Here is a 12,097-nt window from a genome sequence, read left to right as displayed (position 1 = left end):
GGTGCCCCTCCCGGGATCTAGCGCCGCTAGCTGATGTGAGCAACGCTAGTACTACTGCCGCTTTCTTGTCTAGCGGTGCTAGGATTCGAGTTATGTCGGTACAGGAACGCAAGGCACGCGAACGGGCGGTCCGCGAGCGCCTCATCGTGGCGACGGCCCGCGAACTCGCCGAGCAGCAGGGCTGGGACGCGGTCACCACCCGCCGGCTCGCCGAGAGCATCGAATACAGCCAGCCCGTCCTCTACAGCCACTTCCGCGGCAAACGGGAGATCATCGGCGCCGTCGCCCTCCAGGGCGCCACCGAGATGGCCGTGGCGGTACGGGCCGCGACCTCCAGCGCGAACAGCCCGCGCGAGCGGGTCACCGCCCTCGCCCGCGCCTACCTCGACTTCGCCGAGCGCAACCCGGCGGTCTACGACGCCTTGTTCCAGCTCGACGGCGGCCTGGCGTACGCGCAGGAGGACACCCCGGAGCCGCTGAAGGACGCCTTCGCCGCGCTGATCGAGAGCCTGGGCGAGGTCGCCGGGGACGGCGTCCACCCGGGGCTGTTCACCGAGGTGTTCTGGGCGTCCCTGCACGGCCTGGCGACCCTGACCCGGACGGGACGGCTGCTGCCGGAGGACGCCGCGCAGAGGGTGGAGCTGCTGGTGGACCGGCTCGCCGTGCTCTGACACACCGTCCCGGCGGGCACGCAGTCGGGGCCCTCGGGCCCCCGCCGCTGCCTGCCTACGGCAACGCTTCCGGTCACTTGCGTCCGCACCGCGCAGCCGCAGCTCGCCGGGCCTCGTACCCCAGACGGGCAACCGCCCCGGAAGCTGCGGTGCTCATTGATCACGACCCGATACGCGCCCTGACGCCGCATCATTCGCCGGTGCCCTCGTCGTCCTCGTCGAGGTGGACGGTCGCCGGGTCACGCAGTGGGCGCAGGCCCTCGCGTGGCGGGCGGGCGGGCGGGCGGGCGGGCGGGCGGCGAAGTGTAGCGGCCCAGGCAGTTGAGGTTGGCGTGCCTCAGCGGGGAGACCCGGGCCACGTCCTCGTCCAGGACGTCGTGCTCCCGCTCCTCGGGCGGCAGGGCCCGTAGGCGGTCGACGGCGGCGTCGAGGTAGCGGGGCGCCCACAGGACGGCGGCATTGAGGACCAGGCCGAGCGCGCCGAGTTGGTCCTCCTGCCCCGTCCTGTATGCCTGCGTGATCTGTCCGCGCTTGCCGTGGCAGATGTCGCGGGCGAGTTTGTGCCGTGACTCCTGGACGGTCAACTGCCGGTTCATCTGCCGGCGGTAGGTGTCGTCGACCGGGTCGACGACCTGCAGCAGGTGCGGGGTCTTGGCGATTCGCCCGTACTCGGCGAACGCCTGGCCCAGCGGGGTCGGCCGCCCCTCGCGGCCGAACATCCGCAGGAGGTCGTACGCGCGGACCTGTCCGGTCACCAGCGAGCCGGTGACCCGCAGCATGTCAGGCCAGTGCGTGGTGGCCTTGGTCAGGTTGACCTTGTTGCGGGCCAGGGCCTCCAGCGGCCCATGGTCGCCAGTCTCCACACCGTGCATCTCCGCCCGCCAGAACCGCTGGTCGCAGTTGGCTGTACCAAGGCGGGCTTCAGTCAGCTATTCCCTGACGAGCCAGGAGTTCAGCGATGTGCTTCGCCGTCTTCTCTCCTGCCCGCTGTTTGATGAGACCCTCCTTGGCTGCCCCACGGACAGACACAGTGGTGCGCTCCGGCCCATCGCTGGTCAGGCTGACGGTAATCAAAACTGGATTCATGTTCCCGAGTCCGCCCCCGACAATCGCTCTGACAACTCGCGCCCCCGTGGGCTGGCTGTCTTCCGCCTCCAGGACGCGTCCGGCCTGAGCAAGGATGCCGACAGCGTGTCCGGCGGCGGCATCCACCGACATGACCAGCATCAGGTCGATCTCGTGGACGTTCTTCTTCAAGCGCTTCGCCGCGAACGTCGCCCCCCGTCGGCCGCCGGCCCCACCGCCGTTGGCTCCCAGCGCGCCAAGCGCAGCCGCCAGAATCTGGTCCTCATCGTCGATCACGGCCGCAGCGTACTCCCGGACAAGAGTGCGGCCGGAAAGCCGCAGCCTCGGGGTGCCGTCGGGGTAGCGGTCCAGGCACCGGAGCCGGATCTCGGTTACGAAGCCAACCCGCCGCACCTGATCGTTTGCCAATCGATCCAGTCGCCGCAGCCAACGCGAACCGCGAACAGAGCGACTGACTTCGCTGTCAAAGGACACTCACCGAGCGGCGGCCGATACGGGAAGATCACGGCATGGATCTCGTCATGAATCTCGACCCCGCACTGATCGGCCGGTGGAGCAGCACCCCCTTCGACATCGGAGTGATGGAGACCTCCGAGATCGAGTTCCGGGCCGACGGGAGCGGGAGCGGGACGCTGTCCAACCTGGCCGGCGAGTACACCGGGGAGTTCCGGTGGAGCTGCCCGGAGGTGGGAATCGTGGAGCTGCGCGAGGATGGGCAGGTGACGCGCCACCACTACAGCGTCGGGCCCGTCATACCGCCGTGCGCCGACGAGGCGGTGACCACGGTCACCTTCGAGGAAGTCGTCCTGTACGCGCCTCAGTTCGTCAAGTGTGGGTAGCCGAGAGGCGAGGGCACGTACACCGAGCTCTTCGAAAGGAGGCACGATGCCCCTCACGTTCCGTAAGAGCTTCCGCATCCTTCCTGGCGTGCGGCTGAACATCAACAAGCGCTCCTGGTCCATCACCACCGGCGGGAAAAACGGTCCGCGTCACACCCGCAGCAGCACCGGACGTCGTACGACATCGATGGATTTGCCCGGACCTTTCGGGTGGCGTCGCACACGGAGCACCAGGGGGCACTGACGCCCTGTCACCCGAATGGACCCCTCAAGAGGCGCCATCTCATATCTGAGATAACCTCGACCTCATGGCAGACGACTACCTCGTACGCATCGGCAAGCTCATCCGTGACGCCCGGCAACATCGTGGCTGGACACAGGCCCAACTTGCGGAGGCGCTCGGAACCAGCCAGAGCGCCGTCAACCGCATCGAGCGCGGCAACCAGAACATCAGCCTTGAGATGATCGCCCGCATCGGTGAGGCCCTGGACAGCGAGATCGTCTCCCTGGGCTACGCCGGACCGATGCATCTGCGGGTCGTCGGCGGCCGTCGGCTCTCCGGCGCCATCGACGTCAAGACGAGCAAGAACGCCTGCGTGGCCCTGCTGTGCGCCTCGCTGCTCAACAAGGGGCGCACGGTGCTGCGCAGGGTCGCCCGCATCGAGGAGGTCTACCGCCTGCTGGAGGTCCTCGGCTCCATCGGCGTCCGTGCCCGCTGGATCAACGAGGGCGTCGACCTGGAGATCGTGCCGCCGGCCGAGCTGGACATGGCGGCCATCGACGCCGAGGCGGCCGTGCGCACGCGGTCCATCATCATGTTCCTCGGCCCGCTGCTGCACCGTATGGACCGCTTCAAGCTGCCCTACGCCGGCGGCTGCGACCTCGGTACCCGGAGCATCGAGCCGCACATGATCGCGCTGCGCCGGTTCGGCCTGGAGGTGGCCGCCACCGAGGGCCAGTACCACGCCACGGTGAACCGCTCCGTGCGCCCGGACCGCCCGATCGTCCTGACCGAGCGCGGCGACACGGTCACCGAGAACGCGCTGCTGGCCGCCGCCCGGCACGACGGTGTCACGGTCATCCGCAACGCCTCCTCCAACTACATGGTCCAGGACCTGTGCTTCTTCCTGGAGGCGCTCGGCGTCCGGGTCGAGGGGATCGGCACCACCACTCTCACCGTGCACGGCGTGCCGGACATCGACGCCGACGTGGACTACTCCCCCTCCGAGGACCCGGTCGAGGCGATGAGCCTGGTGGCCGCGGCCGTCGTCACCGAGTCGGAGCTGACCGTACGCCGGGTTCCGATCGAGTTCCTGGAGATCGAGCTCGCCGTCCTCGAGGAGATGGGGCTCGACCACGACCGCACGCCCGAGTACTTCGCCGACAACGGCCGTACGCGCCTGGTGGACCTCACCGTCCGGCCCTCCAAGCTGGAGGCGCCGATCGACAAGATCCACCCCATGCCGTTCCCCGGCCTGAACATCGACAACGTCCCGTTCTTCGCGGCGATCGCGGCCGCCGCGTCGGGCAAGACCCTCATCCACGACTGGGTCTACGACAACCGCGCGATCTACCTGACCGACCTCAACCGCCTCGGCGGACGCCTGCAGCTCCTCGACCCCCACCGCGTCCTGGTCGAGGGCCCCACCCGCTGGCGCGCCGCCGAGATGATGTGCCCGCCCGCCCTGCGCCCCGCCGTCGTCGTCCTCCTCGCGATGATGGCCGCCGAGGGCACGTCCGTCCTGCGCAACGTCTACGTCATCAACCGCGGCTACGAGGACCTCGCGGAGCGCCTCAACACGATCGGCGCGCAGATCGAGATCTTCCGGGACATCTGAACGCCTTGCGAAAATCTGCCGTCACACCCCTTCTGACCTGTATGAATGCGGGGCGAGAGGGGGCGTGACGGCGCCTCTGGGACTTCTCTGTCCCTTTTGGCCGGGCCCGAGGGCTTCCGGTCTACGCGCACTCCACGTGATGCGTCATCGAAAACATGTCCAGTGGGCGACACCGATGGAACCTGCAGGTCAGGGTGGATTTTCAGGGCCGGCGAGCGGGAGACCGGAATCCCTGAGCGTCAGATGAGCGTCACGGCCGGGATCCGCGCCGTCCCAACGCCGTTCCGGACACCGAGAGAACGGAGAGCAGGACGAGTGCGCATGCCGGGCCGAATACGGTCCAGGGTGCCAGTTCCACGTACGGCTGGTTCTCCGACAGCAGGCGGCCCCATTCCGCGGTGGGCGGCTGCTCGCCCAGACCGAGGAATCCGAGGGAGGCCAGCACGAGGACCGTGGTGGGCAAGCGCAGGAGGGCGTTGCGCAGCACGGCGGGCAGTACGGCGGGCAGCAGGTGATGGCGGAGCAGATATCCCGGGCCGGCGCCGAAGGAGATGGACGCGAGCATGTGGCCGCTGGCCCGTTCCTGTTCGAGCAGGGCCGCGGCCTGGGCGGCGTAGGGGGTCCAGCCGACCAGGCAGACCGCGCACGCGGCGCCCCAGGCGGACGGTCCGGTCACCGCGGTCGTCAGGAGTCCGGCGAGGACGGCCGGCAGCGTGGAGACCACTTCCGTGAGGCCCGCGCCCACCTGTGCCGCCATGCCGAGCAACAGCCCGGTGACGGTGCACACCGCCGTCACCGCGAGGGCCACGCCCACCGTGCGCAGTGCCCCTTGGCCCAGCCGGGCCAGCAGATCGCGGCCGAGTGAGTCCGTACCCAACGGGTGTGCGGCCGAGGGCGGGAGCAGCCGGGCCGCCGTGTCCACGTGCAGGGGATCGCGCAGCAGTCCGGCGAGGACCAGGGTGAGCAGGGCGACGGCACAGGCTCCGGCGGCCCAGCGGGTGGAGCGCCCTCGTGGGAGGGCCGGCGCGTGCAGTGCGGGCAGGGCGCCGTCCCGCAGGGCGGGACCGAGGAGGGCGCGCCGCATGGCCTGGATCAGCAGACCGGCGGCGATGCCCAGCAGGACCAGAACCAGTGTCGCGGTCTGCAGGGGCGGGAGATCCTGAGCGATGGCGGCGTCCAGGGCGAGGCGGCCGAGCCCCGGGATGTTGAAGATCTTTTCCACCGCGACAGCACCGCCGACCAGGGCCACGACGGTCGGCAGGAGTTGCGGAAGCACCCCGGCCAGCGTGCGGCGCAGCGCATGCCAGGCGACGCGGCCTGGAGCGAACCCGTAGGCGTGCCAGGTCCGGGCCCACGGCTCGTTGAAGGCGGCGGGCAGCGACTGGTCGAGCAGACCGCCGATCATCGCCCCGGACGGGACACCGAGGGCGAGCGCGGGCAGCACCATCGACGGCGGCCCCTCCCACCCACTGGACGGGAACCAGCCCAGCCACACCCCGCACACGGTGGCGAGCAGTGAGGCGAGCAGAAACTTGGGCAGCGCGGCGAGGACGGCGGCCCCGGTGGCCCCTCTCCTCCGGCGCAGCCGCCGCCGGGAGCCGAGATACAGCGTGCGGCCACTGACCAGTGCGGCGACTGCGATCGTGACCACGAGCGCGCCGAGCATCAGTGTGAAGGAGACCCCGAAGGCGGCCGTCACCTGCGGCACAACCGCTTCGCCCGACACCCAGGAAGTGCCCGCGTCGCCCCGCGCCAGCCCGCCCAGCCATTGCGCGAGGTGCGCGAACGGCCCCTCGTCCAGGCCCAGTTGTTCACGTACGGCGGCCAGTTGCGCGGGGGTCGGATCCTGGTCGGCGGAGCGGGCCCGCAGGACCGTCAGCGCGGGGTCGTTGCCGGACAGCCAGGGCAGCAGGCTCACGGCCGTCAGCAACGCCGCCCCGGCGGCGAGGCGGCCGATGCCCGCCCGCCACCGCGCCGTGCGGGCATCGACAGAGACCGACGTGACGCTCATCTACTTCAGGCGGGTGTCGACGTCGATCAGGGAGCGCTCGCGAGGATCGAGGAGCACGCCCTCGACCTCGGTGGCGACGCCTTGGACGACCTTCTCGTGGACCAGGGGCACGACGGCGTCGGTGCGCAGGATCTCCGCCTCGGCCGACATGATCTTCTGCTGTCGCTTCGCCGTGTCGCCTTCCTCGGCGGCGGACTTGATGGCCTGGTCCACCTTGGAGTCCTTCAGACCGGCGATGTTGTACACGCCGTCGCTCGTGTAGTCGCTCGCCAGATACGCGACCGCGTCGCCGGTGTCGAGGAGCGTCACGCGAGAGAAGACGAGCGCGTCGTACTTGCCGGCCAGCAGGTCGGCCTCCATCTGCGTGTACTCGCGTACGTCCTGCTTCACCGTGAACCCGGCCTTCTCCAGCTGCTGCTGTACGACGGTCGCGGCCTCGGGCAGTTCCGCGCGGTTGGTGTAGGTGGCCAGGCGCAGGGTCTTGCCCTTCGCCTTGGACTTGACCTGCGCGGTGGTCGCGGCCTCAGCGCGGCCGGTGACGTCGACGCGCTTGCCGGCTGCCCAGGACACGGCGGGCCCGAACAGGCCCTGCGCGGGGTCGGCGTACCCGCCGAAGACCGAGTCGACGAGCGCGGCGCCGTTCACGGCCTCGCGGGCTGTCGCGCGCAGCGCGGGGTCGGTGAACAGGCCGCTGCCGGTGTTGAGGATCAGACTGTCGGTCCGGACGGACGGCACCTCGTGACGGGTCTTCTCGTCCAGCAGCTTCGCCTGGGCGGTGGGGATCCACTCGGCGATGTCGACGTCGCCGCCGCGCAGGGCGTTGGCGCGGGCGGTGCCGTCGGCTATCCAGGTCACGTCGATGCCGGACGCCTTGGCCTTGCCGCCCCAGTAGCTGTCGTAACGGTCGAGTGTGGCCCTGGACTTGCCGGTGAGCTTCGCTATCTCGAAGGGGCCCGTTCCGGTGCCGACCGGGCTGACCGTGCCGTCCTTCGCGTACGCCTTCGGCGAGAGGATGCCCAGTGCCGGGCTGGCCAGCCGCAGCGGGAGCACCGGGTCGGCCGCCTTGGTGCTGATGGTGACGCTGTCAGCGTCCTCGGCCTTCGCGGTGAGGGTCACGTCACTGAGCACGCGGGGCTTGGGCACGGCGGCACCCGCGTGGTCGAGCGCGCTGACGACGGACTCGGCTGTGACCTGTGCGCCGTCCTGGAAGGTGGCCTTGCGCAGCTCGAAGGTCCAGGTGGTGTCGTTCGTCTGCTTCCAGGACTTCGCCAGCGCGGGCACGGCGGCGCCGTTCTTGTCCAGCGCGGTCAGGCCCTCGGTGACGGAAAGCTTGCTCAGCACGGTGGCGTCGTTGCTGTACGGCGACAACGCCTGCACCGGCGGCACCGCGAGAGCCACCCTCAGCCGCCCCGCCGCCCCGCCTTCTGCATCCGTACCCGAGCCTCCTTCGCCGGACACGAAACAGCCGGCCAGCAGCGGGGTGAGAGCAAGCGCCGCGAAGAGGCCACGGGAGGTCGTACGCATGAGGGTCCTGTCGTCCGGGAGAAGACGGTGAGCACCCAGCCACACCAGATGGGGCAGCAGGGCGAGGGCAGCATATAAGGCAAGCCTTACTTGACCTCATCTGGGTAAGTGAAATCTTAACCAATGAGATCAATCCACAAGGCCCCCTGGCCAAGATCGACTGGGCCATCCGGACACCGACGCCTTCAGTGGTGCGTACGCCGTGCTGTCCGACGTCGAGCTGGCCCTTGAGGGGTGTCGTTCACCGACTCGATCAGCCGCCGCAGACGGTCTACGTCATGCACTCATCAAACCACCGCCCGCAGGCGGGTGGGTACGGTGCCGGCTCTGGATGCCGACTCGGCGTCGGCAGGACCAGAGGACCGGCCGCCGGGGTGGCGGCACGGCCAACTGGGAGGGGGCTGTCTCGACGGGCCTGGAGACGCGAGAGCGGCCGCTACTTCAGCGCTCCTGCCATGACGCCGTTGACGAACTGCCGCTGGAAGGCGAAGAAGACCACCAGCGGGATGATCATGGAGAGGAAGGCACCGGAGGACAGGACCTCGATATTGGTGCCGAACTGACGGGTCTGCTGTTGCAGGGCCACCGTGAGCGGCGCCGAGCCCGGGTCGGCGAAGATGAGCGCCACGAGCATGTCGTTCCAGACCCACAGGAACTGGAAGATGCCGAGCGAGGCTATCGCCGGCCCGCCCAGCGGAACCACCACTCGGATGAAGAGCCACAACTCGCCCGCCCCGTCGAGACGGGCGGCCTCCAGCAGTTCGCGCGGGATCCCCGCGAAGAAGTTACGGAGCAGGAAGATCGCGAACGGCAGGCCGAAAGCGACGTGGAAGAGGACGACGCTGACGATGCTGCCAAAAATCCCGAGCTTCCCGAACAGGCTGGTGACGGGCACCAGCGCGACCTGCAGCGGCACCACGAGCAGGCCGACGACGAGCAGGAAAACCCAGTCCCGGCCCGGGAACTCGACCCACGCGAAGACGTACCCGGCGAGCGAGCCGACGACCACGACCAGCAGCGTGGCAGGGACGGTGATCAGCAGACTGTTCAGGAACGAGTGCGTGATCGTCGAGTTGTCCAGCAGGTTGGTGTAGTTGTGCAGGGTCAGCTGCGCGGGCTTGGTGAGGACCGTCCACCAGCCGGACGCCTGGATGTCCAGGGGCCCGCGCAGCGAGGAAAGCAGCAGGCCGACAGTGGGCAGAAGCCAGAACAGGGCGACCGCCAGCAGGACGAGCCGGGTGGATCCGCCGGCCAGCCGGCGAGCCGCACGGGCGGCAGCGCCCGGTCCCGTGCGGCCGGAGGCGGCCCCGGCGCCCCGGGCGGTCCGCGCGGCCTCAGCGGTCTGAAGGGTGGTCACCGTGACGTCTCCTTTCGGAACCGCTTGATGTTGAGGAACATGGCCGGCGCGACCAGGGCGAGCAGGAGCACGGCGAGCGCGCTGCCGGTGCCTTGATCGTTGCCGCCGCCGAAGGAGGACAGGTAGAGCTGCAGGGCCAGTACGTTGGCGTCCTGCTGGCTGGCGCCGGGCGCGATGACGTACACCAGGTCGAAGATCTTCAGCACGTTGATCACCAGCGTCACCAGGACCACGCCCAGCACCGGCGCCAGGAGCGGCACCGTGATGCGGCGGAAGACCTGCCACTCCTTCGCACCGTCGACCCGTGCGGCCTCCAGCAGCTCCCGGGGGATGCCGGCCAGTCCTGCAGCGATGAGGACCATGGCGAAGCCGGTCCACATCCAGACATAGGCGCCGATAATCGACCAGGTGACCAGGGTCGGGCCGAGCCAGTCGACACCCGCGTACTGGGCGGTGAAGTTCGTCGCGGGCAGGCGCAGTTGGATCGGTGACGCGCCGATCCGGGATGCGGGCAGAGTGAAGGTGCCGTCCTTGGCGGCCGTCGCCGTGGCGAGCACACGCCCGTCACGCACAGCCTCCACCCGGACGCCGGCCAGTGCCTTCTCCCCCCGGTCGATCTTCCCGGGAGTGCCGCCGCCCGGCTGGAAATCCAGCCAGACCGTGCCGCACAAGGCGCCCGACGGGCACGAAGCCGGTGCGGCGGCCTGCGTCGCGCCGGCCAGGGTGCTGGGCTGCACTCCGACGAGCGCCAGCGCGGCCGGACCGTCACCGGGGCTGACGGCTTTGCCGGTGTAGGGGCCGCCGACCGGGCCCGCCAGGGTGCTGCCGGGGCCCGCCACCCTCGGATGGGCCCCGGGGTACGCCGATGCTTTGAAGAAGGTGTCGTGGACGCCGGTCACCATCGCGTTGGCCACGCCCTTGCCGGGGTCCTGGTCGTAGACCAGGCGGAAGATGATGCCGGCGGCCAGCATGGAGATGGCCATCGGCATGAAGACGACCAGTTTGAACGCGGTGCCCCAGCGGATCCGCTCGGTGAGCACGGCGAAGATCAGACCGAGCCCGGTGGCCGCGACGGGTGCGACCACGACCCAGATCGCGTTGTTCTTGATGGCGACGAGTGTCTGGTGGTCGGTGAAGACACCGGTGTAGTTGGACAGCCCGACGAAGTGGGTGAAGCCGTCGGGGCCGAAGAGACTGCGCACGACCGACCACACGATCGGATACACCACGAGCGCGCCGAGCAGGATCAGCGCGGGCAGCAGGAAGAACGCCGCGATCCACGTACGGCCCAGGGGCGTCCGCTTCCCGCCGCGGGCGGGTGCCCCCGCCGCCGCGGGGGCGGCGGGGGACGGAGGGGTGAGTGTCTGTGTCATGACGGCCGCTCAGCCGGCCTTGGCGAACGCCTTCGCGGCGTCCCCCTCCAGCTGTTTCTGCGCGCCCGCCACGTCGGAGGGCTTGGCGAGGAAGTCCTGCAGGTCCTTCCACTCTCCTTGGCCCTTGGTTCCGCCGAACGCGGCCGGCGCCTGATCGGACATGTCGACCCGGATGTTGTCTCCCGCCTTGATCAGGTTCTTCGCTATGTCCCGCACGATGTCGTCGCGGTAGTCGGAGAAGGCGACCGCCTTGTTCGGTGACAGGAAACCGCCCTGCTGCACGTCGATCGCCGCCGCCTCAGGAGAGACCAGGAAGCGCATCAGGGCCTGCGCGCCTTTGCCGTCCTTGAGGGCGACCGCGACGTCACCGCTGCTCAGCACCGGTGCCTTGCCGCCGTCCACGGACGGGAAGGGAAAGACCTTGGCGTCGGTGCCGACCTTGGCCGTGGTCTCCTGGGTGATGTTGGTCGCGATGAACTCGCCCTCGTAGACCAGCGCGGCCTTGGGCGGCTTGGCGAAGACCTGGTCGACCGACGTGGGGAAGTCGGTCTGCAGCGCCCCGCGGGTGCCTCCGGCGATCAGATCGGGCCTGCCGAAGAGCTGGCCCAGCGTGGTCAGCGCCTTGGTCACCGACGGGTCGGTCCACTTGATCTGATGCTTCGTCAACTTGTCGTACATGGCCGGGCCGGCCTGGCTGAGGTAGATGTTCTCGAACCAGTCGGTCAGGACCCAGCCGTCGCCGCCGCCTATGGAGAACGGAGGGGTGCCGGAGTCGGAGAGCGTCTGGCCGTCCTTGAGCAATTGGTCCCACGTGGTGGGGGCGGTGGTCAGTCCGGCCTGCTCCCAGGCCGCGGTGTTGTACCAGAACAGCGACTTGTTGGTGACCTTGAAGAACACGCCGTACGGGGTGTTCTTGTACGTGCCGAGGTCGCGCCAGACCTTGCTGTAGTTCTGGTCCAGCTCCTTCGTCACGGCCGGCTGGAGCGGCTTGAGCCAGCCGGCTTCGGCGAACTGCTGGAGCACTCCGGGCTGCGGCAGCAGGGCCACGTCCGGCGGAGAGCCGCCCTGGATCTTGCTGCCGACGAAGGTCGACACGTTGTCGCCGGTGGGCACGAAGGTGGTCTTCGCTCCCGTCAGTTTGTCGAAGCGGGCCAGTACCTTGAGGAAGTTCTTCTGCTCGGCGCCGGTCCAGACGCCGGCCACCTGCAGGTTCTGCCCGTCGAGCCGGGGCAGGTTCAGCGTGGAGGCGCCTTTGGCACCGGTGGCCGCAGGGTCGCCGGCGGCGTCCTTGTCCGAGGAGCCGCACCCGGCGGCCCCGATCATCAGGACGGTAACGGCCGTCAGTGCTGCCGCTCTGCCATTCATTCGGTCACTCCTTTGTGAAGGACGGGCGGAACT

The 12,097-nt window shown here is 69.3% G+C and carries 10 protein-coding genes and 1 pseudogene; 4 read left to right on the top strand and 7 right to left on the bottom strand.

Translation table 11 applies throughout. The features are described 5' to 3' along the window. The first annotated feature begins 92 nt into the window (after window positions 1-92). On the top strand, window positions 93-671 hold the full coding sequence (locus AC067M_RS15665) for a TetR/AcrR family transcriptional regulator (RefSeq protein WP_478697536.1): 579 nt from the start codon (window positions 93-95) through the stop codon (window positions 669-671). Window positions 672-861: 190 nt separating this feature from the next. On the opposite strand, the pseudogene AC067M_RS15660 reads toward AC067M_RS15665, so the two are convergent. Next, a pseudogene (locus AC067M_RS15660) lies at window positions 862-1,567 on the bottom strand (Tn3 family transposase); the annotation flags it as partial. 25 nt (window positions 1,568-1,592) lie between these two features. Continuing rightward, complete coding sequence (locus AC067M_RS15655) at window positions 1,593-2,033, bottom strand: hypothetical protein (RefSeq protein WP_478697535.1); 441 nt, start codon at window positions 2,031-2,033, stop codon at window positions 1,593-1,595. Between the two features lie 233 nt (window positions 2,034-2,266). On the opposite strand from AC067M_RS15655, the gene AC067M_RS15650 reads away from it, so the two are divergent. From AC067M_RS15650 to AC067M_RS15640, 3 genes are all read left to right on the top strand, one after another. Continuing rightward, window positions 2,267-2,596: a hypothetical protein gene (locus AC067M_RS15650; RefSeq protein ID WP_478697534.1), complete on the top strand. Its 330-nt coding sequence runs from the start codon at window positions 2,267-2,269 to the stop codon at window positions 2,594-2,596. Between the two features lie 46 nt (window positions 2,597-2,642). Further along, window positions 2,643-2,840 carry a DUF4236 domain-containing protein gene (locus tag AC067M_RS15645; protein ID WP_478697533.1) on the top strand — a complete coding sequence of 66 codons (198 nt, stop codon included), beginning with the start codon at window positions 2,643-2,645 and terminating at the stop codon, window positions 2,838-2,840. A 64-nt stretch (window positions 2,841-2,904) separates the two neighbouring features. After that, entirely contained in the window at window positions 2,905-4,434 is a 1,530-nt protein-coding gene (locus tag AC067M_RS15640; RefSeq protein WP_478697532.1) for a helix-turn-helix domain-containing protein, read from the top strand. 250 nt (window positions 4,435-4,684) lie between these two features. Here AC067M_RS15640 and AC067M_RS15635 read toward each other — a convergent pair whose 3' ends face one another. The 5 genes from AC067M_RS15635 to AC067M_RS15615 all read right to left on the bottom strand — a co-directional run bounded on the left by AC067M_RS15635 (window position 4,685) and on the right by AC067M_RS15615 (window position 12,064). After that, on the bottom strand, window positions 4,685-6,445 hold the full coding sequence (locus AC067M_RS15635; protein ID WP_478697531.1) for an ABC transporter permease subunit: 1,761 nt from the start codon (window positions 6,443-6,445) through the stop codon (window positions 4,685-4,687). Beyond that, window positions 6,446-7,969, bottom strand: coding sequence for an ABC transporter substrate-binding protein (locus AC067M_RS15630; protein WP_478697530.1), 1,524 nt, complete (start codon window positions 7,967-7,969; stop codon window positions 6,446-6,448). A gap of 436 nt (window positions 7,970-8,405) precedes the next feature. Continuing rightward, a complete protein-coding gene (locus AC067M_RS15625) occupies window positions 8,406-9,326 on the bottom strand; it encodes a carbohydrate ABC transporter permease (protein WP_478697529.1) in 921 nt (306 codons plus the stop codon). Then, entirely contained in the window at window positions 9,323-10,699 is a 1,377-nt protein-coding gene (locus AC067M_RS15620; protein WP_478697528.1) for a carbohydrate ABC transporter permease, read from the bottom strand. Before AC067M_RS15620 ends, AC067M_RS15625 begins: the two co-directional genes overlap by 4 nt. Before the next feature lie 9 nt (window positions 10,700-10,708). Continuing rightward, complete coding sequence (locus tag AC067M_RS15615) at window positions 10,709-12,064, bottom strand: ABC transporter substrate-binding protein (protein ID WP_478697527.1); 1,356 nt, start codon at window positions 12,062-12,064, stop codon at window positions 10,709-10,711. Window positions 12,065-12,097 lie beyond the last annotated feature (33 nt).

The organism is Streptomyces sp. NPDC043427 (assembly GCF_056436655.1).
This window is presented reverse-complemented; position numbering and strand designations above follow the sequence as displayed.